At 66.9% G+C, this 25935-nt stretch carries 29 protein-coding genes; 10 read left to right on the top strand and 19 right to left on the bottom strand.

Annotated features, from left to right (window positions below; all coding sequences use genetic code 11):
- Positions 1-147 precede the first annotated feature (147 nt).
- The 5 genes from ACMDW7_RS16605 to ACMDW7_RS16585 form a co-directional block, all read right to left on the bottom strand.
- Complete coding sequence (locus ACMDW7_RS16605) at positions 148-1050, bottom strand: hypothetical protein (protein ID WP_377304445.1); 903 nt, start codon at positions 1048-1050, stop codon at positions 148-150.
- A gap of 237 nt (positions 1051-1287) precedes the next feature.
- A complete protein-coding gene (locus ACMDW7_RS16600; protein WP_377304443.1) occupies positions 1288-2148 on the bottom strand; it encodes an RNA polymerase sigma factor in 861 nt (286 codons plus the stop codon).
- Between the two features lie 31 nt (positions 2149-2179).
- On the bottom strand, positions 2180-3019 hold the full coding sequence (locus tag ACMDW7_RS16595) for a hypothetical protein (RefSeq protein ID WP_377304441.1): 840 nt from the start codon (positions 3017-3019) through the stop codon (positions 2180-2182).
- A 174-nt stretch (positions 3020-3193) separates the two neighbouring features.
- Complete coding sequence (locus ACMDW7_RS16590; protein ID WP_377304439.1) at positions 3194-4135, bottom strand: alpha/beta fold hydrolase; 942 nt, start codon at positions 4133-4135, stop codon at positions 3194-3196.
- Positions 4136-4295: 160 nt separating this feature from the next.
- Entirely contained in the window at positions 4296-5357 is a 1062-nt protein-coding gene (locus ACMDW7_RS16585; protein WP_414859579.1) for an AraC family transcriptional regulator ligand-binding domain-containing protein, read from the bottom strand.
- Between the two features lie 67 nt (positions 5358-5424).
- Between ACMDW7_RS16585 and ACMDW7_RS16580 the strand changes: the two genes are divergently transcribed.
- Complete coding sequence (locus ACMDW7_RS16580) at positions 5425-5892, top strand: hypothetical protein (protein ID WP_377304435.1); 468 nt, start codon at positions 5425-5427, stop codon at positions 5890-5892.
- Between the two features lie 97 nt (positions 5893-5989).
- A complete protein-coding gene (locus ACMDW7_RS16575) occupies positions 5990-6748 on the top strand; it encodes a DUF4386 family protein (protein WP_377304434.1) in 759 nt (252 codons plus the stop codon).
- Positions 6749-6795: 47 nt separating this feature from the next.
- On the opposite strand, the gene ACMDW7_RS16570 is transcribed toward ACMDW7_RS16575, so the two are convergent.
- On the bottom strand, positions 6796-7158 hold the full coding sequence (locus ACMDW7_RS16570; protein WP_377304432.1) for a GFA family protein: 363 nt from the start codon (positions 7156-7158) through the stop codon (positions 6796-6798).
- Positions 7159-7317: 159 nt separating this feature from the next.
- On the opposite strand from ACMDW7_RS16570, the gene ACMDW7_RS16565 reads away from it, so the two are divergent.
- A complete protein-coding gene (locus ACMDW7_RS16565; protein WP_377304430.1) occupies positions 7318-7719 on the top strand; it encodes a hypothetical protein in 402 nt (133 codons plus the stop codon).
- A gap of 90 nt (positions 7720-7809) precedes the next feature.
- Here ACMDW7_RS16565 and ACMDW7_RS16560 read toward each other — a convergent pair whose 3' ends face one another.
- Complete coding sequence (locus tag ACMDW7_RS16560) at positions 7810-8562, bottom strand: SDR family oxidoreductase (RefSeq protein ID WP_377304428.1); 753 nt, start codon at positions 8560-8562, stop codon at positions 7810-7812.
- 107 nt (positions 8563-8669) lie between these two features.
- Between ACMDW7_RS16560 and ACMDW7_RS16555 the strand changes: the two genes are divergently transcribed.
- On the top strand, positions 8670-9035 hold the full coding sequence (locus ACMDW7_RS16555) for a hypothetical protein (RefSeq protein ID WP_377304426.1): 366 nt from the start codon (positions 8670-8672) through the stop codon (positions 9033-9035).
- Between the two features lie 123 nt (positions 9036-9158).
- On the opposite strand, the gene ACMDW7_RS16550 is transcribed toward ACMDW7_RS16555, so the two are convergent.
- The 11 genes from ACMDW7_RS16550 to ACMDW7_RS16500 all read right to left on the bottom strand — a co-directional run bounded on the left by ACMDW7_RS16550 (position 9159) and on the right by ACMDW7_RS16500 (position 19522).
- Positions 9159-10130, bottom strand: coding sequence for a potassium channel beta subunit family protein (locus ACMDW7_RS16550; protein ID WP_377304424.1), 972 nt, complete (start codon positions 10128-10130; stop codon positions 9159-9161).
- 50 nt (positions 10131-10180) lie between these two features.
- Complete coding sequence (locus ACMDW7_RS16545) at positions 10181-11062, bottom strand: ferritin-like domain-containing protein (protein WP_377304422.1); 882 nt, start codon at positions 11060-11062, stop codon at positions 10181-10183.
- Positions 11063-11133: 71 nt separating this feature from the next.
- Positions 11134-11571 (bottom strand): nuclear transport factor 2 family protein, encoded by a 438-nt coding sequence (locus ACMDW7_RS16540; protein ID WP_377304420.1) that lies wholly within the window; start codon positions 11569-11571, stop codon positions 11134-11136.
- Between the two features lie 10 nt (positions 11572-11581).
- Positions 11582-12376, bottom strand: coding sequence for an SDR family NAD(P)-dependent oxidoreductase (locus ACMDW7_RS16535; RefSeq protein WP_377304418.1), 795 nt, complete (start codon positions 12374-12376; stop codon positions 11582-11584).
- A 37-nt stretch (positions 12377-12413) separates the two neighbouring features.
- Positions 12414-12965, bottom strand: a complete 552-nt coding sequence (locus ACMDW7_RS16530) for a DUF3833 domain-containing protein (protein ID WP_377304416.1) — start codon at positions 12963-12965, stop codon at positions 12414-12416.
- A gap of 27 nt (positions 12966-12992) precedes the next feature.
- A complete protein-coding gene (locus ACMDW7_RS16525) occupies positions 12993-14315 on the bottom strand; it encodes an MFS transporter (RefSeq protein WP_377304414.1) in 1323 nt (440 codons plus the stop codon).
- Complete coding sequence (locus ACMDW7_RS16520) at positions 14315-14839, bottom strand: chalcone isomerase family protein (RefSeq protein WP_377304413.1); 525 nt, start codon at positions 14837-14839, stop codon at positions 14315-14317. The genes ACMDW7_RS16525 and ACMDW7_RS16520 overlap by 1 nt, the downstream gene beginning before the upstream one ends.
- Positions 14836-16098, bottom strand: a complete 1263-nt coding sequence (locus tag ACMDW7_RS16515; RefSeq protein ID WP_414859578.1) for a class I SAM-dependent methyltransferase — start codon at positions 16096-16098, stop codon at positions 14836-14838. The genes ACMDW7_RS16520 and ACMDW7_RS16515 overlap by 4 nt, the downstream gene beginning before the upstream one ends.
- A gap of 23 nt (positions 16099-16121) precedes the next feature.
- Complete coding sequence (locus ACMDW7_RS16510; RefSeq protein WP_377304411.1) at positions 16122-16904, bottom strand: DUF1365 domain-containing protein; 783 nt, start codon at positions 16902-16904, stop codon at positions 16122-16124.
- Between the two features lie 44 nt (positions 16905-16948).
- Entirely contained in the window at positions 16949-18232 is a 1284-nt protein-coding gene (locus ACMDW7_RS16505) for an NAD(P)/FAD-dependent oxidoreductase (protein ID WP_377304410.1), read from the bottom strand.
- A 582-nt stretch (positions 18233-18814) separates the two neighbouring features.
- Entirely contained in the window at positions 18815-19522 is a 708-nt protein-coding gene (locus ACMDW7_RS16500) for a glutathione peroxidase (protein WP_377304409.1), read from the bottom strand.
- A 389-nt stretch (positions 19523-19911) separates the two neighbouring features.
- Here ACMDW7_RS16500 and ACMDW7_RS16495 point away from each other — a divergent pair, with 389 nt between their 5' ends.
- From ACMDW7_RS16495 to ACMDW7_RS16470, 6 genes are all read left to right on the top strand, one after another.
- On the top strand, positions 19912-20856 hold the full coding sequence (locus ACMDW7_RS16495; protein WP_377304408.1) for a MerR family transcriptional regulator: 945 nt from the start codon (positions 19912-19914) through the stop codon (positions 20854-20856).
- A gap of 129 nt (positions 20857-20985) precedes the next feature.
- A complete protein-coding gene (locus ACMDW7_RS16490; protein WP_377304407.1) occupies positions 20986-21168 on the top strand; it encodes a DUF2256 domain-containing protein in 183 nt (60 codons plus the stop codon).
- A gap of 439 nt (positions 21169-21607) precedes the next feature.
- Positions 21608-23239, top strand: coding sequence for a cryptochrome/photolyase family protein (locus tag ACMDW7_RS16485; protein WP_377304406.1), 1632 nt, complete (start codon positions 21608-21610; stop codon positions 23237-23239).
- A 72-nt stretch (positions 23240-23311) separates the two neighbouring features.
- Entirely contained in the window at positions 23312-23974 is a 663-nt protein-coding gene (locus tag ACMDW7_RS16480) for a hypothetical protein (RefSeq protein WP_377304404.1), read from the top strand.
- 116 nt (positions 23975-24090) lie between these two features.
- Positions 24091-24534 carry a VOC family protein gene (locus tag ACMDW7_RS16475; RefSeq protein ID WP_377304402.1) on the top strand — a complete coding sequence of 148 codons (444 nt, stop codon included), beginning with the start codon at positions 24091-24093 and terminating at the stop codon, positions 24532-24534.
- The gene (locus tag ACMDW7_RS16470; RefSeq protein WP_377304400.1) at positions 24531-24806 is read left to right on the top strand and encodes a DUF2164 domain-containing protein; all 276 of its coding nucleotides are present in this window, start codon (positions 24531-24533) and stop codon (positions 24804-24806) included. Before ACMDW7_RS16475 ends, ACMDW7_RS16470 begins: the two co-directional genes overlap by 4 nt.
- Positions 24807-24822: 16 nt before the next feature.
- Here ACMDW7_RS16470 and ACMDW7_RS16465 read toward each other — a convergent pair whose 3' ends face one another.
- Entirely contained in the window at positions 24823-25617 is a 795-nt protein-coding gene (locus tag ACMDW7_RS16465; protein WP_377304398.1) for a sugar nucleotide-binding protein, read from the bottom strand.
- Positions 25618-25935 lie beyond the last annotated feature (318 nt).

The following is a 25935-nucleotide window of genomic DNA, read 5'->3' as shown; positions in this document are numbered from 1 at the left end:
CGCTTCTTCAGGCCAAAATGGCTGAAGAAGCCCACCCAGCAAGCGATACCGGGGGTGGAGTCTTCGCCCTTGCGTGCGTTCAATGCTGCTGTGGCTGCCACCAGGTGGTGTCCCATGCTCAGTGCCCGCCACGCGGCCTGCGTAAAGTCAGTCGGCGCGGCCGTGGCCTGCATCTTTCAGCGCCAGCACGGCCAGCGCCATCGTGCCCCAGCCAAGCAGCGGCCCGGCGCCAAAACCCAGCAGCGGCACAGGCGTGACTTGCAGTGGCGCCAGCGCAAGGAGTGTGCAGAAGTAGGCCGCGGCTGCACGTGCGCCCCTGCTTTGCACCATGAGCAGCGCTGCCAGCAGGGACACGATTGCGAGCAGCGCAGCGGCGAGCATCCACGGCCCCTGCGCGGCGGCCAGATGAAGAATGCCTTCCACATGCGGCACGGCGGCCAGCGGCTCGGCGCGCTGCCAGGCGATCACGGTCAGACCCAGCCCGACGGCGCCGATGACCAGTGCCCACGCAGCATGCCGGCCCAGCGCCGCCCCGGGTGGCCGCGCGCTCATCCACAGCAGCGCTGCGGCCAGCGTCAGTGCGAGTAGCTGCGCCGGATCAGGCTGCAACATCAGCGCAAGGCCAGCCACGCCCAGCACCGCAAGCGCCGCGCGCTGACCCCGGAACCCGGCGTGATCAAGCAGGCCGCCCAGCAGGACGAGCAGGGCCGGCAGCACCACTGGCGCCAGATGCAGCCGGAACGCGCCCAGGGCCAGCCACCGCGCCTGCACACCACCGCTCAGCAGCCAAGGCAGCAACAGACTGGCTGCGAGCACGGCGCACAGCGCGAGCAGCGTGCCGGGCCGTGACAATCGGCCCTGCGCGAAGACACCCAGCCCCAACAGGAGCAGACTCACGACGAGAAACAGTACCTGCAGCCGCAGCAGCCCGGCCGATACACCCGCCGCCTGCATGATGGCCATGCCGCTGCCGGCGACCAGACCGCCGGCCAGCGCGAGTGTTGCGGCCAGCATGATCCGTCTGCGCAGGCCTGATTCAGCGCTCAGCATGTGCTTGCTGCCATCACGTTCACCGGCGACATGGTGAACGGCCAAGCGGCGAGCGGCTGCCCCGACCGGGCCGCGTCGAGCGCGGGCGCATGACCGGGCCGGTCCTGCAGTGGCAAGGGCGCAGCGGCATCGGGCGCTCCAAAAAAGGTTCGTGCAGCTTAGTGCGCCCTTCACCGCCGCGGTCCGTTGCGTTCAATCGCGCCCGACCCGAAAGAGCACGGCGCGCACGATGGGCCCTCAGGGCGTGGCCGCCAGCACCGCGCGCAGGTTGGCCACCAGCTGCTCGGGCACGGCAAAGGCCGGAAAGCCGCGGAACACGGCCATGGCGTCGCCCAGGCGCTTGAGCTGCTCGAAGTGCGCCGCCACGGAGGGCCGTTCACTGTCCACCAGCTTCAGGGGGATGTAGTGCGCGGGGCCGGGGTGGGCGCGGCGCGCGGGCAGCTGCTTTTCGCACCGGCAGGGGGCGTCCGCGCTGATGTAGCTGCAGGTGCCGCCCATGTGGGTGTTGAGGGCGTCGCGGGCGCGCTGCAGGCGCTTGCGGTAGGCCGCCGGGCTGATCTCCAGCACAGCTGCGGCCTGTTCACCTTCCAGACCGAATAGCACGTCCAGCAGATAGGCCAGGCGCTGGTCCCGGTCCATGGCCATCAACATGCTCTGGGTGCAGCTGACCGCCATCTCGCGCGCGGCCACAGCCTCTTCCGGGCCGGGCATCTGGGCCGGGGCATGCAGCCCCATGCGCAGCGCCTCGGCCTGCAGCTGCTCGGTGAAGGCCAGGCCCTGGCCCAGGCGGGACTGCAGATCCTCAAGGGACAGCTCCGGATGCTCGCGCGAGCGGGTGACTGCCGTGAGCAGCTGGTTGCGCGCCACCTGGTACACCCAGGTGCTGAAGGCCGACTCGCCCCGAAAGCTGCCGAGGTGGGTGACCACCCGCAGCAGAATCTCCTGGGTGGCATCGGCTGCATCGTCCCGGTTGCCCAGCATGCGCACGGCGAGCTGGAACACGCCGGGCTGGATCAGCGCGAGCAGGGCCTCGACGGCGGGCAGCTTGCCGTCAAGGGCCGCCTGCAGCAGCTCGGGGTCGGGGTTGGTGATCTTCATGCGCGCTCCGATCCGCTGTGATGACTCAAGCTCACTGTGTGCTGCCCGTCTGACCCGCCACCACTAGCGGGACTTCGAACCATTCGAGCACGGGCGCGGCACCGTAGCGCGTGCGTGCAGCGGCCAGCGCCGCCGGCGTGAAGTGTGCCTGCGCATCGGTCAGGCTGCGCCAGAGATAGATGCCGCCCATGCGGCCATCGGCCGTGATGATGAAGTACTTGCGCTGCAGGCCCTCGACGGCGCGGTAGGTCGGTGTCGAGGCACGGAAGGCGGCAATCAGGGTCTCGCGCGACAGGCCGGCCGGCATGGGCACTGTCAGCAGCGTGGCTACGGCATAGCGTCCGCCGAGGCTGGCCGGGTCGGTGCGGGTCGGCGTGTTGTCCAGCACCACCGGCGCCTCGAACAGGCGCACGCGGCCCTCCACCCCCCGGCTCTTGCGCACGCGCTCGAACCAGGCCGGCCCGAACCAGTTGCCGGCTGCACGTGCATCCTTCCAGAGATAGATGCCGCCGAAGGTGCGCTCGGTGTCGGCGCGGGCCGGCATGCGCGCCACGTCGGTCGGAACCAGCGGGCTCAGGTCGGGCGCGTTGTCGGCGAGTGTGTAGTACTTCCAGAGCAGCCCCGGGGCGGCCTGATACTCGGCCGTGGTGGCTTTCATGCGCTTGCTGATCAGCGCGTCTGCGGCATACCAGGGGGCCGGGACGTTCACCACGGCGACCACAGGTACATCCTGGGCCAGCGCCGCAGGCTCTGGAACGGGGCCGGTCGCAGCCTGGGCGTGAGCGGCGGCACCGAGGCCGGCCGCCAGTGTGAGCCGGCGCAGCAGTGCAGGGATGGGACGTTGAGCTTTGTTCGAGGAGGAGGAAGGCATCTGTGTGCTCCGGTTCATGCCGCAGCTGCGGCGATGAACTCTTTGACTGGAGCACGCAGAAATTTGTGACCGGGCCGTGCGCGAGACTGGGTGCTTGCCGTTTCGGCATCGCCCAGACCGCCTCTGCTGCAATGGGCGTGGCGCGACGCAGCAAGGGCAGCGTGCGCTGCATCCTCAGGGGCGACTGCGCAGCGCGGCCACGTGTTCGAGGATGGCCGCTGCCACCAGCGCCGGATCCTCGGCCTGCAGGGCATGCCCGCCCTGGGCGGAGGCGCGCAGGCTCGCCTTGCTGCTCTGCTTGAGCAGGTCCTTCTGCAATTCGGTCATGCTGGCCTGTACCTGCGCGGCCAGCGCGGGCGAGAGCGCGGGATCCACCTTCCATTGATCGGCATGGCGCAGCAGGGTCAGCGGCGCTGCGCCAAAGCCGGGCGCACGCCGCGCGGCTGCCGCAAGCGCCTGAAGGTCCAGGCGTTCCGGATTACGGTCGGGGGCCGCCCACTGCGCGGCGAGTGCTTGCCGTCCACCGTCGCCACTGCGGTCACCGCGCGCGGCAGCATCCTCAAGCAGCTTGACCCAGCGTGTCCATTGGTCTGGATGGGCGCTGTCCACCAGCACTGCGGCGGCCACCGGGAAGACGCGCGTTGGGGCCTCGGGCGCAGTGGATGCCATCAGGATCAGCCCGCCAATCGAGTGGCCGACGGCGACATAAGGCGCCGGGCGCGACCCCAGGAGGCTCTGCAGCACCGCCGCGCGGTCCTGCAGCACGACGGCCGGGCTGCGCGGGCCGGCCGGCGCGAGGCTGCTGGCCCCGATGCCGGCGCGGTCGTAGATGCAGACCCGGGTCTGCGTGGACACCTGCGTCATGACCGCCGTCCAGCTGCCGCTCAAGGTGCCCGGCTCGCCCAGTCCGGCCTCGATCAGGACCAGGGGTGAGCCGCGCCCCATGCACAGGCTGGTCAGGCGGCGCCCATCGGCTTGCGGTGCCGTTTGCTCGATCGTTGCACCCTTGGGGATCAGCGGCGCGTCCTGCGCCCGGGCGGAACCCGGCGCATGCAGCAGGCCGAGCAGGCATGCGATCAGGGTCAGGCGGTGCAGACTTGCGGCTGGCGGGCTCATGACCCCTCCCTGGTGGGTGCTGTGGTGCACCGCAGACTAGGTGCGAGCCGCATGCCGGTCGATGATCAAAGTGACGGGTGGCGTAACTGGATGCACGGGCTGCAGGCGCGCTGCGCTTGGCCGCGCCGCGCGGCGTTGCCGAGCGGTCATCGCAAAGCGGTCATTGCGCTGGCGCAGCCTGTCTGCGCCAGGTGTCTGGCGGCAAGCCGGCCCAGCGCTTGAAGGCGCGCGAGAACGCGGCTTCTTCGGAAAAGCCCAGCAGGGTGGCGACCTCCCGCGTGGTCGCGCCACGGCGCAGGAAGAACTCGGCAGTTTCCTGCCGGATCAGGTCGGCCAGGGCGCGGAAGCTCTGGCCCTCGGCCTGCAGCTGGGCCTGCAAGGCGCGTGGGCTCATGGCGAGGTCTGAGGCAATGTCGCCCAGACTGGGCTGCTCGCAATGCTTGATCCGGCGGCGCAGAGCCGCGCCGGCGCGGGTGGCCACGCCCTCGCTGGGCAGCGCCTGGAGGCGGCGCTGCATGTGGGCGTGCAGGGCGGCGGCCAGCGAGGCATCCGCACCCGAGGGGCGCACGGCCTGATCCAGCGCCGTGGCGGCAAACACGAGGGCTGCCGCGCCCACCTGTGGCGCGCAGCCCAGCAGCCGCGCAGCCGCCTGCGTTCGCCGTGCTGACAACGCGCTGCCATCCAGATGCGGCAGGTACACCGCCTGCCAGGTCAGCGCGCGTCCGCACAGCTCGGCAATCAGCACATGGACGGCGGCCACCATGGCCTCGATGCGGTGCGGCTGCGCTGCGCTCGGGTCCACCGGCAGGAGATTCAGGCGCGCCTGCGCACCCTGCACCTGCAGGTCCAGCTGCAAGGTCTCGCCCAGCGCGCGCTGGTACTGCTGATAAGCCCGCAAGGCCTCGCCGAGCGTGGCGCTGGACAGCAGCACGAAGCCCAGCACGCCCAAGTCAGCCAGCCGCGAGGCTGCGCCGAACTGCAGGCCGAAGAGCGCCTCGTCGCCCTGTGCGGCCAGCTGGACGAAGGCGCGGTCGTAGTCCGCACACGGAATGCGGTAGTCCGGTTCGCTCAGATAGCGGGCATGGCGCCCGAAGGCAGCCAGCACCTGGGCCGGGCTCTGGCCGATTGCGACGGCGTACTGCTGCAGACCATGCGCCAGGCCGGCAGAGACGGTGGGGCTGCGAAATGCGCGTTGGGTCATGCCGGCTGCGTATTGGGTCATGGTTGCCGGGGTGGGCGACGCACAGACTGTCACTCATCCCAGCCCTCTGTCTTGAAGGAGATTGACCATGAGCTTGACCGCAGTCCGCGCCACCCGCAAGTCGGTATTTGCCATCCTGCTGCTCGGCAGCGCCGTGTCCGCCCTCGCCCAGAGCGACCGCAGCGAGTGGAGCCTGAACGGGTTCCGCAATCCGTCCGTGGGCCTGGAGTACCGCAAGGGCGACTACTCCGTGCACGCCGGCTACTACAGCACCATCCTGCGCGACCCCGGGTCGGCGCGCAGCGAGGCCTCGGGCTTTGCGCGCATCGGCGCGACGCGCTGGATCGATGACCGCTGGTATGTCTCGGCCTCAGCGCTGCGTGGCGTGGACGGACCGCGCGACGGACGCAATTTCGTGATCATCGAGGCCGGCGCGCAGGTCAGACCGCACCCCAATGTGGCGCTGCGCCTCGGGGTGGCCGTCATTCCCGCGGCCCATGGCTTCAAGACCAAGGTGAATCCCACACCCGGCATCAGCCTGGTGTTCAAGCCCTGAGGCCTGCCTCGTCGAACCCCCAACGGACTGACGCACATCCCACTCGTACCCGTATCGCCACCGCGCCGCTCGCCGGCGTATTGATTGGAGCCTGACCATGTCTTCCCTGCCTATCCTGTCCATCCGCCCGGCCGCTGTGGCTGCGTCGCCTGCCACCGACACGCCTGCTGCCAGCGCCGCGCGACCCCTCACGACGGCCCGCCGCTTGGGCGCCTGGGCTCTGCTGCTCTTCCCGCTGATCGTGCAGGTGCCCTTCGGCATCCTGAGTGCCAGCTTCCACTACCCCGAGGTGCTGCGCGCGCCAGCCGCCGACGCGCTGCGCACCTTCTACGGCGCTGGCCCGGGCCTCGTTTGGGTCTGGTATGCCTATGCGATGAGCATCGGCGTGTTTGCCTTCGGCCTGCTCGCGCTCGACCGGGACGATCCGCGCATGCGCACGGCCACGCTTGTGGGTCTAGCGAGCGCCCTGGTGCAATGGATCGCCCTGGCACGCTGGACCTTCCTTGTGCCCATGCTGGCGCGCCTGCATGCCTTTGCCAGCCCGGCCGATGCAGCGGGCATCGAGCAGCTGTTTGCTGCTCAGCACCAGCTGCTGGGCGTGGGCCTCGGCGAGCATCTGGGCCAGATGCTGATGGCGGCTTGGACGATCCTGATGGTTCGGGCCGTTGCTCAGCCCGCCTGGTTGAAGGCGGCGGGCTGGCTTGCCGCGACCCTCTTCATGGTGGGCTTGAGCGAGCAGCTCGGCACGGCCATTGGGTTCGGCGTCGGCCCCCTGGCGCATGCGCCCATGGCCGCGTTCATCGTGTGGAGCCTCTGGCTCATGGGCCTGGGCGTGCGGCTGCTGCGTCGCGGCTGAAGCTTGCGGCACGCATTGATGCGGATGGCGCGGCGGTCATGGGTCGATCAGGGGTCGATGAAGGTCCAGCTGTCCGCGCCATCGAAGCGCCGCACCGGCACACTGGCCAGCAGCTCGCGCGAGAAGTTGCCCAGATGCACACCCTGACGTGCACCAGGTTCCGGGTTGATCGGCTCCCAGTGGGTGCTGCAGCCGCAGCGCTTGCAGAACACGCGGGTCAGGGTGCGGTCGCCCCAGACGTATTCGCCACGCGCGCCCTCGTCGTACTCGATCTTGACCGTGCCCCACTCGAAGTACACCCAGGGCCCGCCCACACGCCGGCAGGCCGAGCAGTTGCACAGCGTGGCCTTGGTGGGTGTGGCAGGCAGCGTGAGGCGAATGGCGCCGCAGTGGCAGGAACCTTCGTGCATGGCGTGCTCCGGGAGGGAGAGCGGCCAGCTTAGTGCGCCGATCCCATGTTCGGGCGAGGCGCGGGCGGTACCGGGTGGATGCGCGACGCGGACTCCGATACAACCGTACTGCCGAGCCCTGCGCGCCGCGCCGGGCGGCACGCTGCACCGGAGGCCCCCATGCTTGCCATCCCCTCACTGTCTCACGCACTGGCTGGCGCTGCGCTGCTGCTGGTCATTGCCACCCCTGCCATGGCGCAGGAGAAGACCTGCCTGCTGGAAGGTGACTTCAAGATTGGCGCGCAGCGCGTGCTCATCAGCGACTGCGCCGAGAACCGCACCATGCCCCCGGCCGAGTTCCGCGAGGCCTGCAAGGGCATGAGCGAATTCACGCTCGCCGGCGAGACCTACACCGCCAAGCTCAGCTTCTCGGCCGCCTGCCCGCCCAATCCGCAGGCCACCTGCGAGGGCATCTTTGGCGGCGCGATGAACGCCCGCTACTACAAGCGCGACGCCAAGCTGCTCGAAGACACGCGCAAGAGCTGCCTGGCGCAGGGCGGCAAGTGGAGCAGCCCGCGCTGAACGAACGTCCACCGTGCCTTTCCGCTTGTCCTGCGCGGTTCTTCAGCCATTTTGGTCTGGAAAGCCGCATCCAGAGCCGATCTTGCTGCGCTAGTCCGGGCGCCTAGGTGCCACCGGCCAGCCGCCGGAGAAGTCGATGATCGCGCCGGTCATGAAGGTGCCGGTGTTTGTGGCGAGGTAGCGCACCAGTTCGCCGATCTCCTCTGGCCGCGCCAGCCGCCCGGCGGGCACCACCTGCTCCACAAAGGCGCGGCCCTTGGGGTCGTCCACAAACACCGCCTTCGGGTAGTAGGTCTCGCTATACAGATAGTTGGGCGCGATCGCGTTCACCGGAATGCCAGCCGGTGCGAGTTCGATGCTGAAGGAACGCACCAGCGCATTGAGCGCAGCCCGCGCGGCATCAGGAATCGCCCCGCCATTCACGGGCAGCCGGGTGCGGTTGGAGGTGATCATCACTACCCGCGAGCCGGCCGTGCGGCGCAGCACCGGCATGGCGGCCTGCATCAGCGCAAATGGGAACACCACCAGCGCATCCAGCGTGTCACGCAGGGCCTGCACATCCGTCTGCTCCGTGGGGCCGTGCACCGCGGGCCAGGCGTCATTGCTCACCAGCACATTCAGCGCGCCGTGCTCGCCGCTGGCGGCTGCGATGACCGCATCCGGCGCCTGCTCGGCCAGCACGCGCACCTGCGGGTGGGCCACGGCGTAGGCGTCCCGCGCGTGTTGGGATGTGAAGCTGCGGTCATGCACCGTGACGGCAAAGCCTGCGTCCAGCAGCGCCTGCACAGATGGCGGGCCGGCGAATTCGAGGGCGTTGGTGATGAGGGCGGTGGGGTGGCTCAAATCTTGACTCCTGTGGCGGAAGCTCGCCGATACGTAAGGTCGATTCATCCGCGTGGGACGATTGTCGCGCCGCAACTGCCGAGACGAGAATTGGGCTGGTGGCCGCGATGCATCCCTTGCTCGGCTCGCTTGCGTTTATCGACCAGCAGGAGAACCCATTGAGCGAAGCATTGATTTGTGCGCGTGTACGAGTCTGCGTTGAACCCGATGCACGGTCCGGCCTCGAGTCGCGCCGCCTGCCGAATCACCGCATCCCCGGCCGATCGACTGATTACTTCATCGGAATGCTTGAGTTCGTAGGGCCGTCGTTTCTTGCGCCAGGCGAATGTGCTGATGCGACGGCGCGGCTGCTGGTGCTGGAGCAGGACGCCAACCTGTTCAAGCAGGGCTTCCGCTGGGAGATTCACTTGGGCGCAGGCAACCTGATCGGATGGGCAGAGTATGTGGCGCCTTTGTCTGAGGACGCCGCCTAGCCCGTCAATCAGCTTTCCGCTTGTTCCGTGCGCCTCTCCAGCCACTTTGCCCTGAAGAGCCGCTCCCCGAGCCCATCTCGCTTTCGCAGTCCGGGCGCCAGACCCGGACTGCGGTGAACCGCATCAACCAGCCAGCGGCGCAGTGATCTCTTCGATCTTGGCGATCACCTCGGGCGTGAGCTTGGCGATCACGTCCACGGCCTTCATGTTCTCCTTGACCTGCGCGAGCTTGGACGCGCCGGTGATGACGGTGGAGACATTCGGGTTCTTGGCGCACCAGGCGATGGCGAGCTGGGAGAGGGTGCAGCCGAGTTCCTTGGCGACCTTCTCCAGCTTGTCCGTGGCGGCGTTCTTGGGCTTGTCGATGAGCTGATCGGCCAGCCACTTGGTGTTCTCCAGGGCGCCGCGGCTGCCCTTGGGGATGCCCTTGCGGTACTTGCCGGACAAGAGACCCGAGGCCAGCGGGCTCCAGGTGGTGAGGCCAATGCCGCAGTCTTCATAGAGCCGGGCGTATTCCTTCTCCACACGCTTGCGGTGGAAGAGGTTGTATTGCGGCTGCTCGACCACGGGCTTGTGCAGGTGGTGCTTGTCGGCAATCAGCCACGCGGCGCGGATCTCGTCGGCGCTCCATTCGCTCGTGCCCCAGTAGAGGGCCTGGCCGCGCGTGACCATGTCGCTCATGGCCCAGACGGTCTCTTCGATGGGCGTGTTCGGGTCGGGGCGGTGGCAGTAGGCCAGGTCCACGAAGTCCAGGTTAAGGCGCTTCAGTGACCCGTCCATGGCCTGCAGCAGGTACTTGCGGTTGAGCGTGTTGCGCTCGTTGGGCCCGTCGTTCAGACCCCAGTAGAACTTGGTGGAGACGACGACCTTCTCGCGCGGCCACTTGAGCTTCTTGAGCGCGGCGCCCATGATGCGCTCGCTCTCGCCCTTGGCGTAGACCTCGGCGTTGTCGAAGAAGTTGACGCCGTGGTCCCAGGCGGCGGCCATCATCTCGACAGCGGCCTTCACATCGGCCTGGTTGTGGAAGGTAACCCAGCTGCCGAAGGAGAGTTCGGACACTTTGAGGCCGGCGCGGCCCAGGCGGCGGAATTGCATTCGGAGGCTCCGTGTTCTTGTGGACGGGAAGCCTCCGAGTCTAGGACGGCTTACGCGGGCGCCGTATCGCCCCCGCCGCTGAGCTTGTCGCCCACGCTGCGCGCAAGTTCCTTGCGGAATCGGTTCAGCTCCTGGACGCTGGCAAAGCTGCGGTCGAACAGAATGCCCATGTTGTGCAGGATGCGCTCGACGACCTTGTGCTCCCAGACGGCGTCGAAGTTGATCTGCGTGTCCAGCCAGCGCTCCAGCCACTCCGGGTCGGGCAGGCGGGACTGCACGGTGTCATTGGGGAACAGGGCCTTGTTCACGTGCAGGTTGGTCGGGTGCAGGGCCTGGCTTGTGCGCCGGGCGCTGGCCATGAGCACGCCGATCTTGGCGAAGGCATTGCGCGCGGTCTCGGCCACGGCGGCGCCCTTGTCGGTCAAGTTCTTCTTCATGTAGCGCAGGTAGGCGCCGGCGTGGCGGGCTTCGTCCTGGCTGATGAGCTTGTAGATGTGCTTGATGACCGGCTCGGTATGCCATTCGCTGGCGCGGCGGTACCAGTGATTCAGCCGGATCTCGCCGCAGAAGTGCAGCATCAGCGTTTCCATGGCCGGGGCGGGATCGAACTCGAAGCGCACGTTGTGCAGCTCGTCCTCGGTGGGCACGAGATCCGGCCGGAAGCGGCGCAGGTACTCCATGAGCACGAGGCTGTGCTTCTGCTCTTCGAAGAACCACACGCTCATGAAGGCGGAGAAGTCGCTGTCGCCGCGGTTGTCGCGCAGGAACATCTCGGTAGCGGGCAGGGCGCTCCACTCCGTGATGGCGTTCATCTTGATGGTCTGCGCCTGATCGTCGGACAGCTTGCTGGCATCGAACTCATCCCAAGGGATGTCCGTGTCCATGTGCCAGCGCACGTTTTCAAGGGACTTGTAGAGCTCGGGATACAGCATGGCGGTCTCGTCAGGCAAGAAACAACTACGAGTTTAGGTTTGAGCGGGGTGTTCTGGATGACACGACGGTGTCAGCTTGCCGCACGCTTCTTGAGAAAACGCATTAAACCGCCCAGCAGAGGGATCTTTTCGTACAGCTCCTCAGCCACGTCCCAGTAGTCGCGGTGGTAGGTGATGCGCCCGTCCGCGGCAAATTTCAGGTGGCTTGCGCCACGCACGGTCTGCTCGCCGCCCATGCGGGCTGAGCTGAAGATGAAGTCCCAGGTGAGGAAGGCGCTGTCGCCCTGGGCCACCGCATCCGTCACCACGAAGCGTGGGCGCTCCACCTGATCGAACATGTGGTTGAAGATGGCGGCGATGCGATCCACACCACTGACCTCGTTGAAGGGGTCCTTGAACCAGGCGTCATCGGTGTAGATCTGCGCCATGCGCTGCGTGTCGGCGCGCGACAGGTGTTCGAAGAAGTCCTTGGCGCGTCCCACGGCGCCGGCTAACTCGGTGGGGTTCATACCTTGGTGCCTAGAGTTTGGTGGTCAGCCGCAGCAGCTTGAAGTAGGCCGTGGGCGGCAGCAGGCGCGCAAACTTCACCTTGCGCGTGAAGCTCTTCGGGAAGCTGATCTCGAACTCACCCGCCTTGATGCCGGCCAGCATCTCGCGCGCGGCGTCCTGCGGGCTCATCAGGTCGGGCATGTGGAAGTCGTTGCCTTTGGTGAGCGGTGTGTCCACAAAGCCGGGGTTGATGCAGTGCACGCCGATGTCCTTGGGCGCGAGGTCGAAGTACAGGGCCTCGGCCATGTTGATCAGCGCCGCCTTGGAGGGGCCATAGATCAGCGCCTTTGGCAGGCCACGGTAGCCGGCCACGCTGGCCACGAAACCGATGCCCAGATAGCCCTTGCGCCGCTCGCGTTCCTTGAGCAGACGCGGCAGCATGGCTTCCATGACGTTGAGCGGGCCGTTCAGGTTGATGTCCAGCAGCTTGGCGGCCACGTCGCGGTCGAACTCCCAGGCGCGCATCTCGTTGTAGGTGCCGGCCACCACCAGGGTGAGGTCCGGTGCGCCCCAGCGCTCCTCGATCTGCGTGGCCGCGGCCAGCACGGCAGCGCGGTCGGCAATATCCAGGGGCAGGGCCATGGCGCGCTCGCTGTCCTTGCCCGCCGCGAACTGCTCCAGGGCCTCGGCCTTGCGGGCGGACACGATGACGCGCGCGCCCTGCGCGTACAGCTGCTCGGCCGCGGCCGCGCCGATGCCGGTAGAGGCGCCGATCACCCAGACCCGCAGCCCCTGCCAGGTCGAGATGGGTGTGTTCAAGCTCATGATGGATCCAGTCTGCCTTGTTCTTCTGGCGTGAGACTTACTGCGCGGGCAGCCGCTTGTTGAAGCTGATGAAGACATCGGCCACGTTGAAGCCGAACTTGCTGATCTGCGCATGATTGAGCATGTTGCGCTCGTCGATCAGGTACAGCCAGTCGTCGAAGTTCACGTGGTAGCGCTTGTCGCCCACGGGCAAATCGAAGGTGTAGCGGAAGTTGAAGGCATTGCCCGAGAGCTTGCCGGTGGCTTCACCCACCACGCCGTCGGCCTTGCCGGACCATGTGCCATCGGCGCGGCGCTGGATCGTCCAGATGCGCTTTTCCTTCTGGCCGTCGCTCCAGACAAAGTCTTCGTCGAGCGTGAGCACGTCGCCCGCCCAGCTGGCCTTGATGACAACCACGAAGCGGCGCGTGACTTCGCCGGAACGATTGCGCACCATGCCGTAGCCATCGATGGTGCCGTTGAAGTACTGGCGCATGTCCAGTGTCGGTTTTTCATTGACGTACTTGGCGGGGTCGATGCCGGCGCAGGCGCTCAGGGCAACAAGGCCAAGCGCGATCAGCCCGGCACGAAAGAGTTTGAGCAGAGACATGATGAGGAGTGTCCTTGTGTTTGTGGTCTAGATTTTCTGGCCGCGCCATGCGGCTGCAAGCAAGCCGAAGGCCAGCAGCTTGAGCGCGCAGGGCACAAGCGCATAGCTGACGGCCAGGGCCTGCAGCGGCTCTGCTGCCGAGCTGCCCGGGCTGTAGCCCAGACTTTGCAGCAGGGGCAGCGCAATCAGTGCAGCCAGCGAGAACACCAGCTTGTTGGCGAAGTTCCAGAGGCCGAAGTACACGCCCTCACGTTCGCCGCGGTGTTGGTTGGCGTCGATCACGCGAGCGAGCAGAGCAGGCGGCAGAGCAAGGTCGGCGCCGAATGCCAGGCCCGAGAGCAGGCAGATCACCGCAAAGGCCGTGAAGTCACCGGTTCCCAGATTGAAGGCCCAGACAAAGGACGCGATCGAGGCCAGCATTCCGGCCAACCAGAGGCCCTGCAGGTCAAAGCGCTTGGCCAGCCAGACCCAGACCGGCATGCTGGCTGCGCCGGCAAGGAAGTACAGCGCGAGAAAGGTGCCGATGTGTTCTTTCAAGCCCAGCCGGTCCGTCACAAAGAACTGAAACAGGGTGGCGGTGATCGATGGCGCGAGTGCGTTGAGCGTGAAGATCGCCAGCAGCCAGCGCATGCGTGCTGAACCCAGCGGCACCGCCCAGCCATGCCGGCCGTCTGCCGGTACGCCGCCAGCCGCCAGCGGGCGGGGCGCAAAGCGGCCCAGAAGCAGCAGCCCCACCAGCATCAGCACCACGAATACGCCGACGAGCGCTGGCAAGCCCGCCTGCTGGAACAGGATGGACGCCACGATCACGCCGACCAGTCCGAGCCCCTCGCGCCCGGCCGTGACACGCGTGCGACCGGCGTCGTCCGTGGCTAGCTCCGAGCCCCAGCCCTGATAGGCCACCGTGGCCAGGGAGTAGGCGATGTACACGAGCACGATTGAGCCGGACAGCCAGGCCGCCGCGGCCACGGTGCCCATGCCGGCGGGCGGATTGAGCAGGGCGATGAAGCCCGCGGTCATCGGCAGGCTGGCCAGCAGAATCGGCCGCCAGTATTGGCCGGTGCGCTTCTGCGCATCCACCCAGGCGCCCAGCAGCGGGTCCACGATGGCGTCCACCAGACGCGTACCGAAGAGCAGCACGCCAATGAGGGCCAGCGACAGGGTGGTCGCCTGCTCGTAGAGCGCAGGCACGAAGAGGTTGACCGGCGTGGCCAGCAGCGCGAGTGGCAGGCCGAAAGCCGCGTAGGCGCCCAGCGAGCCTAAGCCGAGCCGCGCGGCGCCCGATGCATCTCCGGCGCCGGCGCTCGCCGCGCGGTGTTCAGCCGTCGCGTGGGCCGCCGGCGCAGTCATCACTTCGCTCCGATCAGCTGGGCGCGCAGGCCAGGCTGGGAGGTCTTGGGGTGCAGCCAGATGGAGATGAAGGCGCGTGCGAAGACCGGGTCGGCAATCTCGCCCAGCGGCTTGTCATTGCGGAAGAACTTCGCGCCCTGGCCCGGGGTGTAGAGCATGGAGAGGCTGTCGCCCTTGGCCACGTCCGGGAAGAGCTTGGTCATCTCGGCCAGCCAGCGAGCGCGGTCTTCGGCACTGCCGATGCCCAGGCCCGCGATCTCCTTCTCGCTGCGCTCGGCGATCAGCTTGCCGACCAGACGCCGTGCGTAGGTCAGGCGCAGGGCCATGGGCTGTTCACCGAACTGTGCAGCGTCAAAGGTTGGGCGCGTCCAGAGCTCAGCGTCATAGATATGCAGGCCGAAGTAACGCAGCATGCCGTTGCCGGCCTTGCGCGCTTCGGGAATGCTGCTGCTGACCCAGGCGGCCTGCGCCCAGGCACCCGTGGTGGCCAGCAGCAGTGCAGCAGTGACCAGCAGCTTCCTCATGCCGCGGCCTTGCGCAGGGTGAATTGGTACACGTCCGTGGAGCCGGTGAGGAACCCGGCTTCGCAGTAGCCCAGATAGAACTGCCACATGCGGACGAAGCGCTCGTCAAAGCCCTGGGCCAGCACCTGCTCGCGACGGCTGTTGAAGAGCTGGTGCCACATGCGCAGGGTGGTGGCGTAGTCGCGGCCGAAGGCGAAGCGGTCTTCCACCACGAAGCCGTGCTTGTGGGCCAGCTCCACAAAGCGCGAAGGCGAAGGCAGCATGCCGCCGGGGAAGATGTACTGCTGGATGAAGTCCGTGCCGTCGCGGTAGCGGTCGAACAGCTCATCGGCGATCGTGATGACCTGGATGCAGGCGTGGCCGCCGCTCTTCAGATTGCGCTGCAGACACTCGAAGTAGCTGGTCCAGTACTCCTCGCCCACGGCCTCGAACATCTCGATGGAAGCGATGCCGTCGTACTGCGCATCTCCGGTGCGCCCTTCGTCGCGGTAGTCCTGCAGCTTGAATTCCGTCGCGCCGCTCAGTCCCTGCGTGGACAGGCGGGCGCGGGCGTAGGCCAGTTGCTCTGAAGAGAGGGTGAGCCCCGTCACATGTGCACCGGCACGCGCCGCGAGCTCGGCAAATCCGCCCCAGCCGCAGCCGATCTCCAGCACCTTGGCGCCTTCGCGCAACTGAAGCCGATCGAACACGCGCTTGAGCTTGGCGTGCTGGGCCTGTTCGAGAGTCTGGCCGGCGCTGCCGTCGAACAGTGCGCTGGAATAGGTCATGGAGGGGTCGAGCCACTCCGCATAGAAGGTGTTGCCGAGGTCGTAGTGCGCCTCGATGTTCTTCTTGGCCTTGGTCTTGGTGTTGCGGTTCAGCAGGTGCTTGATCCGGTACACCAGGCGGCCGAAGAAGGAGCCGTACAGGCCGCGCTCGATGGTGACGCGGTTCGCATTGAGCAGTGTGAGCAGGCCGGCCAGATCGTCGGTGGTGAACTGACCGTCCATGTAGGCCTCGCCAAAGCCCACGTCGCCGGAGGCCATGGCGCGCTCGAACACCGCCCAGTCCGTGATGTGCGCATGCGCAGCCGGTTCGCCCCGGCCGAAGCTGCGCACGCTGCCGTCGGGCAGACGCAGCGTGAGCTGGCCGATCTCCAGACGTTCGAGCATCGAGAGAATGAAGCGTGCCTTGGCCGGCATCTTGCCGGCGCGGGCCGGTGCGTGATGCACGGGCGTGGCGGTGTGCGGGGCGCGCTCGGAACTGCTGGAGGTGCGCATTGCGTTCTGGAGGGCGTCAGTGCTCATCGCGATACAAGGTCCGAAGGAGGAGTGGGCTTGGTGTAGAAGGGCACGCGCTTGAGCCAGAGCTTCAAGGCATGCCAATGAATGCGGGCAATGACGGCGGCGGTGAACCAGCCGGTGCGTGCGAGCGCAGCGCTCAAGGTGCCGGTGGTGAGCGCCCGATGTTCGCCGGAGATCGATGTTTCCAGCACGCAGCCTTCTGCGTCGTGATAGTCCACCCGGGCCAGTGAGCGGTCCTGCCGAGCCAGGAAGCGGAAGCGATAGCTGCCCAGCACCGGGTTGAAGGGCGAGACATGGAACACCTTGGCCGCGTGCAGCAGCTGGCCCGGGCGGATCGCGCTGCCATCTGCATGCGCAAGCAGGTAGCAGTGGCGCTCGCCGAAGGTGTTGTTCACCTCGGCCAGCACAGCACGCAGGCTGCCGTCGGCGCGTTCGCAGTACCAGAAGCTCACGGGTTTGAATCCGTATCCGAAGACGCGTGGGAAGGTGTGCAGCCAGATCTCGCCGTCGGCATCGGTGATGCCGCTCTCGGCCAACAGCCCTTCCAGCCAAGCAAGGCTCGCGCCATCGCCCAGGCCGTGGTCGCGGTCATGGAAGCTCACCAGCGCGGCGCGGTCGTGGCCGAACAGGCGGCCGGCCAGGCCCAGCGGCGCAAATCGCATCGAGCGGGCCGAACGCATCGGCAGGCGCACGAACAGTCCGCGGTACATGAAGGCATGCCGCGCTGGCTTGAGGCGCGCGTGGCGCACCCAACCGAGTCCGAGCATGGGGAGATTCTTCATGGGCATGGGCCGTGTGCGCTTTTTCCAGCTTTGTTCGATCGTGCTTACTCGGCCGCGCGGGCGGTGGCCACGCCGAGCGCATCAAGCACGCCGCGCGCCGCTGCCAAGCCGGCCTTCAGGCCGTCTTCATGGAAGCCGTAGCCCGCCCAGGCGCCGCCGAACCAGACGCCGCCGTTGCCTTGTATCGCCGATAGATCCTGTTGTGCTGCGACGGCAGCAGCGTCGAAGATCGGGTGGTCGTATTCGTACTCGGCGATCACGTTCTTCGGCTCGGTGATCGGGTTCAGGGACACCACCACCGGCGTCTTGAAGGGCAGCGGCTGCAGCATGTTGATCAGGTAGTGGCAGCAGACCTGTGGTTCGCCGCCGGCGTCATGGGTCTCGTAGTTCCAGCTCGACCATGCCAGTTGGCGCTTGGGCAGCACGCTTGCGTCCGTGTGCAGAACGGCCCGGTTGGGCTGGTAGCGCAGGCGCGAGAACACGCTCTGCTCGGACAGTTGCGGCTGTGCCAGCAGCCTGAGTGTGGTGTCGCTGTGCGTGGCGAGCACTACCGCGTCAAAGCTCTCGCGGCCGCGGGCGCTTTCCACCACCGGCAGTTGGCGCGCGCCGCGGTGGATGGCATGCACCGGTGTGGACAGACGCACTTCATGAATGCCGGCCAGTATGCGCTTGACGTACTCGCGCGAGCCACCCTGCACCGTGTACCACTGCGGCCGGCCCTCGAAGCCCGTGAGCAGGCCGTGGTTGTGGCAGAACTGCAGAAAGGTCTTGGCCGGGTAGGCCATCATGGTCTCGGTCGGGCAGGACCAGATGCAGGCAGCCATGGGTACGAGGTACCAGTCGATCATTTCGCGGCTGTAGCCGCCGCGCTTGAGGTACTCGCCCAAGCTGAGGTTGCCCACGCGGTGGTGGAGGATGTCGTCAGTGGCCTGCTTGTTGAAGCGCAGCAGGTCACGCAGCATGCGCAGAAATCTGGGGCGCAGCAGATTGCGGCGCTGGGCAAACACGCTGTTCAGCGAATGCCCCGCCCACTCCAGACCCTTGGCCGCGCCACCGGCCAGGCGCACCGAAAAGCTCATGTCGCTCTTGGCGGTGGGCACGTTCAGTTCATTGAACAGCGCCAGCAGGTTCGGATACGTGCGGTGGTTGAACACCAGAAAGCCCGTGTCCACGCCGTGCGTGGTGCCGTCAAGCGTGACGTCCACCGTGTGGGCATGGCCGCCGGCGTAGTCCTCGCGCTCAAAGAGCGTGACATGGTGCTGCTTGGCCAGCAGATGGGCCGCGCCCAGACCGGTAATGCCACTGCCAACAACCGCGATTCGCTTCATGGGAGCCTGCCAGAGGTGCGAGGGGAGCTTGAGAGTATGTACGTCCCGCCTGCAGCGGCGGATGCATCGTGGAGTCGAATATTACCAAATAGTTCACTAAAGGAACCAAGCGGTATCTTTTTGCGCAAGTGGAGGCTGCCCGGCAGGTGGAGGTGCGGGCCCGCAGTTTGGATGTTGCGCGGATTTAGTACCTGATCCGGCCGGATCAGGTAGAGAAGAGCTGCGAAGCGCCCCGAGACATTCAGGAGGGAGGGAGGGAGAAGGATCCCAGGTCGGCCTCGAGGGCCAGCGCTTCGCAGCGTAAAACGGGACAGGGCAGCGTGTGCCACAGGGATTGCGCGCTTGGGCAGACCCCTGTGTTGTCCTAGACATTGTGAATGGTGACCGGTCGGCGCGAAACCTAGGTCAAACACCACCTTGGTCGGTGTGCCGCAGGCTGACGTGCCTTGCCAAGCCGCCGGCGCCCTGGTGTGCCCGCCTGCTCGCTCGCCCCTGTGCTGGCCGGCGCGCGGGCAGCGGCGGTGCGCTGGTGCGCCAGGGGGCAGGGTGCGGCGCATGCGTCGGCTTGCAGAGCGGCCGGGATCAGCGGGCCGGTGCCGGTTGGGCGAGCAGCGCGTCGATGCGCGCCAGCAGAGTCTTATCCTCCGGCGTGGTCATGGAGCCGAAGGCCTCCACGCGCTGCCCGTCACGGCTGACGAGGTACTTGTGGAAGTTCCAGCGCGGCGTCGAGCCGCTGACCTTGGCCAGGTGCGCAAACACGGGGTTGGTGTCCTTGCCGCGAACGGCGCTCTTGGCAAACATGGGGAACTTGACCCCAAAGGTGCCTTCGCAGAACTCGGCAATTTCCTTGTTGCTCTTCGGTTCCTGATTACCGAAGTCATTCGACGGAAAGCCCAGCACCGTGAAGCCGCGCGCCTGCAGGCGGCTGTGCAGCGCTTCCAGGCCCTTGTACTGCTCTGTGAAGCCGCAAAAACTTGCTGTGTTCACAATCAGGAGCACGCGGCCGCTGTATTGGCAGAGGTTCTGCGGCGCGTCATCCTGCAGCCGCGGCAGGGTCTGGTTCATCCAGACGGGGCAGCTGGCCGGGGCGGGCGCTGGTGCCGCTGCCGGTTGGGCCCCTGGTCGGGCTGCTGGGGTCTGAGCGGCCGCTGGCAGGCTGAACAGGGCCAGGCTGAGTGCCAGCGCGGCGCCGGTCAGGCCGAACACGGCATGGTGCAGCCAAGGCACCGGCCGGGCCTGCTGCGCGCGGGTCGAGGAGGAGGAGAGGAAGTTCTGTTTATGGTTGTGCATGACGCGTCCTGAGTTCACTCAAGGGACGGCGAACGAAATTCGCCGCATGGCGTGCGTCTTGCCCAGCCCAAGGGGCGGCGAGGCTACAGGCGCTCCGGGCGCAAGCCAGCCGCCCGTGAATCCGTGCAACCCAAGGGCCGGGTGAACGATGCACCGCGGCCCAGCCTGAATATCCCTGGGCAGCTGCGGACAAACAAGTGTCAACTTGATTTGTCCTAGGCAAGACCCACTCCCAGCACCTATACTATGGATTCAGGCGGGACTCGTCAAGTGTTTGTCCAAGACATCGTTTGATCAACGTGTTTTCGGCAGCAACCGAACGAACCGCGACCGGAGCCCGGCAGTAACCCCGCAAAACGCGCGGGATCGCGGCCATCACAGAGCTGTACATGAACGACCGCAGTCAAGTTCAAGGTGTGACACTGAGCATCGCCGCAGTCGAGCGCGATACCGGGTTGTCCAAGGACACCCTGCGCGTTTGGGAGCGGCGCTACGGCTTTCCGCAGCCGGCGCGCGACGCCTTTGGCGAGCGCACCTACCCCATGGACCAGGTGGACAAGCTGCGCGTGATCCGCCGGCTGATGGACGCCGGCCACCGTCCGGGCAAGATCATTCCGCTGTCCATCGAGCAGCTGCAGGCCATGAGCGAGGCCACGGTGCCCGAGCCGCGGCGCTTTGCCGGCAGCCAGGCCCTGACCGAGCCGCTGGAGCACTACATCGAGCTGGTCAAGGCGCACCAGATCGAGGAACTGCGCCGCAGTCTTTCGCAGGCGCTGCTGCGTGTGGGTCTGGCGCGTTTCGTGACCGACATCGTCTCCCCGCTCACTCAGATGGTGGGTGACGCCTGGGCACGCGGCTACCTCGAGATCTTCGAAGAGCATCTCTATACAGAGAGCGTGCAGGTCATCCTGCGCAATGCGATCAACACCATCCCGCAGCCCGGCAAGCGCCCGCGCATTCTGCTGACGACGTTCCCGCAGGAACCCCACGGCCTGGGCCTGCTGATGGCCGAGGCGCTGCTGGCGCTGGAAGGCGGCCGCTGCATCTCTCTGGGCACCCAGACGCCCGTCTGGGACATCGTGCTCGCCGCCACGAGCCAGAACTGCGACATCGTCGCGCTCTCGTTCTCGGCCTGTCTGAACCCCAATTCGGTCATTGAGGGGCTGGACGATCTGCGCGCCAAGTTGCCCGGCCAGATGGAAATCTGGGCCGGCGGCTCCTGCCCGATCCTGATGCGCAAGCCCCCGAAGAGCGTGCGCGTGTTCAACGACTTGCAGCAAATTCACGGCGCGCTGGTCGATTGGCGCGCGAGCCACGCCGCGACCGGCGAATAAGCCGCGTCGCGATCACGCTGCCCGCCTTGCTGCACCGCAAGGCGCAGCGCGCTCAACACCAGACCGGCCGCCCACGCGGCCGGTCTGCATTGAAACCGCCCCACTCAGCGTCCAAGCTCGCGTCCAACCATGTCCCGCCGCGACCACAAAGCCGACAGCTCCAGCGCCACGACCCACTTTCGCGGCAACAAGGCCAGCCTGCCCAGCAAGCCCTGCACGGTCTGCGGCCGCCCGATGGTCTGGCGCAAGGCCTGGGCCAAGAACTGGGACGAGGTGAAGTACTGCTCCGAGGCTTGCCGCCGCAAAGCCTGAGTGGCTCTGCGCGGGCCATCGCCCCGGTTCCGCTTGTCCCAAGCCATTCTCCAAGGCATCTGCCTGGAAAAGCGCATCAACACTGCGTCTTCAAGGCGGCTGCCTGGAGATCCGCACCAGACAAGCGAAGAGTCTGGGATCCCCATCGCCAGCACGGGCCGAGCGAGTGCGACACCGCGCCGCCGGGCAGACGCCAGCTTGGCGCCTGGCACGCCGCGCCGCAGAATCCGCAGCCTGCAAGCTCCAAACGCGCAAAACAGGCCGCCTGCCCGTTTCCGCTTGTCCCAAGCCAATCTTCAAGGCGTATGCCCCGCAAGGCGCGCCGGATATACGTCTTCAGGGTGCCTGCCTGAAGATCCGCACCTGATCAGCGCAAACCGGGTGTCCGCATTGGCGCACGCGCCAGACGACGCATAACAAACGACAAGACCTCCTCGCCATGCCCAAGAAAACACTGCCGCCGCCCAAAGGCGCCGCGACTGCCCCGCCCTCAGCCGCCAACGACGGCGCAAGCCAGCTCGTCCTCATCCTGGGCGACCAGCTCTGGCACGCCAACCCTGCGCTGCGCGCCCTGAATCCGGCCACCGACACCGCGCTGATGATCGAGGCGCCGGGCGAGTCCACGCACGTGTGGAGCAGCAAGCCGCGCACCGCGGTGTTTCTCTCGGCCATGCGGCACTTCGCGGCCGAGCTGCGCGCCGCCGCCACGCCGCTCATCTACACGATGCTGGCCGACTGGCCCGAGACGCCGGGGCTGATCGACCGCCTGGGCCGGCACATCGACACGCTGAAGCCCGGCCGCCTGGTGCTCACCGAGCCCGGCGACTTTCGCCTGCGCACCGGCATCGAGCAGCTGTGCCGCGCGCGCAAGCTGCCGGTGGTGTTTCTTGCAGACACGCATTTCATGTGCAGCCTGGCGGACTTTGCCGACTGGGCGGCCGGCTACAAGCAGCTGCGCATGGAGTTCTTCTACCGCATGATGCGCAAGCGCCATGGCGTGCTGATGGACGAGGCCGGCGAGCGCGACAGCAAGGGCGAACTGCAGCCCCTCGGTGGCCAATGGAACTACGACGCCGAGAACCGCGAGGGCTTCCCCAAGACCGGGCCCGGCGCCATCACGCCGCCCGCCACCTTCGCGCCGGACGCCATCACGCAGCAGGTGTTTGCAGACATCGAGCGTGTGCTGCCCGATCACCCCGGCGAGCTGGGCCACTTCATCTGGCCTGTGACGCGCGAGCAGGCGCTTGAAGCACTTGCGCAATTCATCGAACACCGCCTGCCGCGCTTCGGCCCGACGCAGGACGCCATGTGGACCGACACGCCCTTTGCCTGGCACGCGCTGCTCTCCAGCAGCCTGAACCTGCATCTCCTCGACCCGCGCGAAGTGATCGAGGCCGCCGAAGCTGCGCATCACGCAGGCCGCGTCGATCTCGCGAGCGCCGAAGGCTTCATCCGGCAGATTCTCGGCTGGCGCGAATTCATCCGCGGCGTGTACTGGCTCAAGATGCCGGGCCTGGCCCAGGCCAATCACTACGGCCACAGCCGCAAGCTGCCCGCCTGGTACTGGACCGGCAAGACCAACATGGCCTGCATGCGCGCCGCCGTGGGTCAGACGCTCAAGTACGGCTACGCCCACCATATCCAGCGCCTGATGGTCACGGGCCAGTTCGGCATCCTGGCCGAGATCGAACCGCAGCAGGTCTGCGACTGGTACCTCGCGGTGTATGTGGACGCGATCGACTGGGTCGAGCTGCCCAACACCGCCGGCATGGCGCTGTATGCGGATGGCGGCAGCTTCGTCAGCAAGCCCTATGTGGCCAGCGGCCAGTACATCAAGCGCATGAGCAACTACTGCGAGGGCTGCGCCTACAAGCCGGACGTCAAGGCCGGCCCGCGTGCCTGCCCCGTGAGCACCCTGTACTGGCACTTCCTGCACAAGCATGAAGCGGTGCTGGCCAGGAACCCGCGCACCGCGCTCATGGCCAAGAGCATCGGCCGGCTGGACAAAGACGCAAGACAGGCGATCGTCGATGAGGCGCAGCGGATGCTCAGTGATCTGGACGCCCTTTAGCGCAGGAGTTGCCCCTGACGCGCGCAAATGGCTGATCTAGCATGAAGGTGATCTGCGTCTGGAGGGCATGTCATGCGACGTCGTTCGGGGTGGTTTCGTCTGCACTGCGCCGTGCTCGGCCTGAGCGTGCTTGCGGCTTGCGCGACGCCCGAGGGCCCGATCAGCACCACAGCGACCCCCGAGCCCGGCATGGCGTATCTGAGTGTCGAGTTTGCCAAGACCACGCCCTTGAACGTCGCGCTCGCGATCCAGCCTGAGGGCCGACAACTGACCCACTTTCTGCCCTTCGAGGGCCCCGCTGCGCCCGACGATGCCACCCCGCGCACGGTGACATTGAAGCTGCCACCCGGCCGCTACCGGGTCGCCTACTGGCAACCCTATTTCAATCGCGTGAGCGACGGCCTGCCGTCGCGACCGCTCAGCAACGAGGTGCTTGCGCGGCCCTTCGAACTGCGCGCCGGGGAGGTCATTCACCTGGGCAGTTTCGGCGTCTGGCAACGGCAGCAAGCTCGGCTGCCCAACCAGCCGGCCTTGCTTCGGTTCGACCCCAAACCGATCACGCAGGCCGAAGCGAAGACCCGCTTCGCCACCGCATTTCCCATGCTGGCTGCCCAGCCGCTGCGCTGCCGGCTGTGCACCGACACCGAAGGCACGGGTCGCGGCTTGCAGTCGATCATCGACCTCGTGACGGACCCCCTGCCCGGTCTGGTTCCCATCCCACCGCCGACGCGCTGAACTCGGGTGCACCCGGGATAGCCGCGCAGCCACGCGCGCGCAAAGGACTGTTGCATACCGATGCGTTCGCTTCAATTTGAGATCTGAGGCACGCTTCGGGCCACAGGAGGGGTGCCATGCATTCACAGATCTACGTCAACCTGCCCGTCAAAGACCTGGAGCGCAGCAAGCGCTTCTTTGCTGCGCTGGGCTACAGCTTCGACGCGCGCTTCACCAATGAAATGGCGGCCGGCATGCAGCTGGGCAAGAACCTCTACGCCATGCTGCTCAACGAACCCTTCTTTGCGGGCTTCACACCCAAGCCGATTGCCGATGCGCACGCGTGCACCGAGGTGCTGATCGCGCTGCCCTGCGAGAGCCGCGCCGCAGTGGACGCACTGGTGGCCAAGGCACGCGAAGCCGGCGCCCGCATCCCCCGCGAGCCGGTGGACCACGGTTTCATGTACCAGCACGGCTATGAAGACCCGGACGGCCACATCTGGGAGGCATTCTGGATGGACCCGGCTGCAGCCCCAGCACAGGGCGATGCGGCATCTTCACCTGAAGGCGGCAGCGCATGAGCATCGAGCTGCCGCGCGAGACCCGCGACGAAGCCGTCGCCTCCATCCAGCGCTACTTCGAGCAGGAGATGGACGAGCCCATCGGCAACATCGCCGCCGGTGCGCTGCTCGGCTTCTTCCTCGAGGAGATCGCGCCGCTTGTCTACAACCAGGCCGTGGCCGAGGTGCAGGAGCGACTGCAGGCCCGCATCGCGGAGCTGGATCTGGAAGTGCATGAAGAGCCCTTCCAGTACTGGCGCAAGCAGGGCGGGGTGGCGCGCGGGCGGCGTTGAGGGCGCGCGGATCAGCTCACGCCGTTCTGCCGCTCAAGGCTTGAGCGCCCAGGAAGTGCGTCAGCTGCGGCAGCACCACGGCTTGTCTCGCCCCCGCCAGCAGTCGCTGGTCATGCACATATTCCGCATGCGCCTCGATCTGCCAGTGCTCGCGCCCAAAACGGCGCTTGAGCTGTTGAACGAGTGTGAAGAAACTCAGCGCCTCGTCCGCGTTGCTGTCCAGATGGGCGGTGCCTGATGCGCGGGTCTCGATGAGCTGCAGCAGCGCGGCGGCGGTATCCGGCATGAAGCTGCAGGCGGGCACCCAGGCGGTGCTGGCGCGGATGCGGCCGTCGCGCTGCTGCTCGGCGTCCAGCGCGGCGAGCATGTTGTTGCCCTGTGCGGCGCCGCCCGTACCCGCATCAATCTGCCAGCCGATGCGGGCGATGCAGGCCTGCGGGTGCGCCTCGCGCACGGCGTCTTCGCAGCGGATCTTGTATTGGCCGTAGTCGTCCCTGGCGGTGCGCGCGTCATCCACCCGGTGCGGGCCGTTGGGCACATGGTCGAACACCATGGCCGTACTCGTGAACAGAAAAGGCGCGCCGCGCTCGGCCGCCCAGCGCGCCATCAGCCCGGCCCAGGCCTCCGCGCCAAACCCGAGATGCGCGATGGCGTCGGGCTTTACCAGGTCCAGCCAGGCGCGGCAGGCGGGCAGATCGTCCGGCGAGACCTGCTGGCGGTCCCAGCCGAGCACCGTGTGCCCGGCAGCTGCGGCGGTGCGAGCCAGATGCGGAGCGAGGGTGCCGCTCAGGCCGGTGATGAGTAGTTGCATGGGCTGCACTTTAGGCGGTGAGGCCGCACCGCAACCGCGTCAGCCACCTGACCGGGCCAGTCGGGCTTTGCTTGACGCTTTGCGGCTCTGCAACAAGACTGCGAGATATCTGACCGCAGAGTCAGTAAATGATCCAGCGCTCGCGAGATCGATTGTGTTCACGGCCCGCCACTTCGGCGCCCACCTGACCGTGCACCACCCGAATTCCAAGACGCTGTCTCTTCTCCTGCACGGCTCGAAGCGCACGGCCCCCGGTGATGTTCCGGGGGCCGGTTGCGTCTTAATCCCGGGCGCGCCGCCTGCGCGCGGCGGATTGAT

This window comes from Piscinibacterium candidicorallinum (assembly GCF_047549485.1).
Lineage (GTDB): Bacteria > Pseudomonadota > Gammaproteobacteria > Burkholderiales > Burkholderiaceae_C > Piscinibacterium > Piscinibacterium candidicorallinum.
The sequence above is the reverse complement of the archived record's forward strand: the minus strand, read 5'-3'. Positions and strand labels throughout refer to the sequence as shown.

Excerpts from the sequence above, each read along its gene's own strand:
- ACMDW7_RS16555 (WP_377304426.1), top strand. The coding sequence starts at position 8,670 with ATGCATCCCTTGCTCGGCTCGCTTGCGTTTATCGACCAGCAGGAGAAC.
- ACMDW7_RS16500 (WP_377304409.1), bottom strand. The coding sequence starts at position 19,522 with ATGCACAACCATAAACAGAACTTCCTCTCCTCCTCCTCGACCCGCGCG.
- ACMDW7_RS16485 (WP_377304406.1), top strand. The coding sequence starts at position 21,608 with ATGCCCAAGAAAACACTGCCGCCGCCCAAAGGCGCCGCGACTGCCCCG.
- ACMDW7_RS16530 (WP_377304416.1), bottom strand. The coding sequence starts at position 12,965 with ATGTCTCTGCTCAAACTCTTTCGTGCCGGGCTGATCGCGCTTGGCCTT.
- ACMDW7_RS16505 (WP_377304410.1), bottom strand. The coding sequence starts at position 18,232 with ATGAAGCGAATCGCGGTTGTTGGCAGTGGCATTACCGGTCTGGGCGCG.
- ACMDW7_RS16465 (WP_377304398.1), bottom strand. The coding sequence starts at position 25,617 with ATGCAACTACTCATCACCGGCCTGAGCGGCACCCTCGCTCCGCATCTG.
- ACMDW7_RS16545 (WP_377304422.1), bottom strand. The coding sequence starts at position 11,062 with ATGCTGTATCCCGAGCTCTACAAGTCCCTTGAAAACGTGCGCTGGCAC.
- ACMDW7_RS16550 (WP_377304424.1), bottom strand. The coding sequence starts at position 10,130 with ATGCAATTCCGCCGCCTGGGCCGCGCCGGCCTCAAAGTGTCCGAACTC.
- ACMDW7_RS16525 (WP_377304414.1), bottom strand. The coding sequence starts at position 14,315 with ATGACTGCGCCGGCGGCCCACGCGACGGCTGAACACCGCGCGGCGAGC.
- ACMDW7_RS16515 (WP_414859578.1), bottom strand. The coding sequence starts at position 16,098 with ATGCGCACCTCCAGCAGTTCCGAGCGCGCCCCGCACACCGCCACGCCC.
- ACMDW7_RS16585 (WP_414859579.1), bottom strand. The coding sequence starts at position 5,357 with ATGACCCAATACGCAGCCGGCATGACCCAACGCGCATTTCGCAGCCCC.
- ACMDW7_RS16600 (WP_377304443.1), bottom strand. The coding sequence starts at position 2,148 with ATGAAGATCACCAACCCCGACCCCGAGCTGCTGCAGGCGGCCCTTGAC.
- ACMDW7_RS16575 (WP_377304434.1), top strand. The coding sequence starts at position 5,990 with ATGTCTTCCCTGCCTATCCTGTCCATCCGCCCGGCCGCTGTGGCTGCG.
- ACMDW7_RS16520 (WP_377304413.1), bottom strand. The coding sequence starts at position 14,839 with ATGAGGAAGCTGCTGGTCACTGCTGCACTGCTGCTGGCCACCACGGGT.
- ACMDW7_RS16535 (WP_377304418.1), bottom strand. The coding sequence starts at position 12,376 with ATGAGCTTGAACACACCCATCTCGACCTGGCAGGGGCTGCGGGTCTGG.
- ACMDW7_RS16540 (WP_377304420.1), bottom strand. The coding sequence starts at position 11,571 with ATGAACCCCACCGAGTTAGCCGGCGCCGTGGGACGCGCCAAGGACTTC.
- ACMDW7_RS16470 (WP_377304400.1), top strand. The coding sequence starts at position 24,531 with ATGAGCATCGAGCTGCCGCGCGAGACCCGCGACGAAGCCGTCGCCTCC.
- ACMDW7_RS16490 (WP_377304407.1), top strand. The coding sequence starts at position 20,986 with ATGTCCCGCCGCGACCACAAAGCCGACAGCTCCAGCGCCACGACCCAC.
- ACMDW7_RS16495 (WP_377304408.1), top strand. The coding sequence starts at position 19,912 with ATGAACGACCGCAGTCAAGTTCAAGGTGTGACACTGAGCATCGCCGCA.
- ACMDW7_RS16510 (WP_377304411.1), bottom strand. The coding sequence starts at position 16,904 with ATGAAGAATCTCCCCATGCTCGGACTCGGTTGGGTGCGCCACGCGCGC.
- ACMDW7_RS16595 (WP_377304441.1), bottom strand. The coding sequence starts at position 3,019 with ATGCCTTCCTCCTCCTCGAACAAAGCTCAACGTCCCATCCCTGCACTG.
- ACMDW7_RS16565 (WP_377304430.1), top strand. The coding sequence starts at position 7,318 with ATGCTTGCCATCCCCTCACTGTCTCACGCACTGGCTGGCGCTGCGCTG.
- ACMDW7_RS16475 (WP_377304402.1), top strand. The coding sequence starts at position 24,091 with ATGCATTCACAGATCTACGTCAACCTGCCCGTCAAAGACCTGGAGCGC.
- ACMDW7_RS16590 (WP_377304439.1), bottom strand. The coding sequence starts at position 4,135 with ATGAGCCCGCCAGCCGCAAGTCTGCACCGCCTGACCCTGATCGCATGC.
- ACMDW7_RS16605 (WP_377304445.1), bottom strand. The coding sequence starts at position 1,050 with ATGCTGAGCGCTGAATCAGGCCTGCGCAGACGGATCATGCTGGCCGCA.
- ACMDW7_RS16570 (WP_377304432.1), bottom strand. The coding sequence starts at position 7,158 with ATGCACGAAGGTTCCTGCCACTGCGGCGCCATTCGCCTCACGCTGCCT.
- ACMDW7_RS16580 (WP_377304435.1), top strand. The coding sequence starts at position 5,425 with ATGAGCTTGACCGCAGTCCGCGCCACCCGCAAGTCGGTATTTGCCATC.
- ACMDW7_RS16480 (WP_377304404.1), top strand. The coding sequence starts at position 23,312 with ATGCGACGTCGTTCGGGGTGGTTTCGTCTGCACTGCGCCGTGCTCGGC.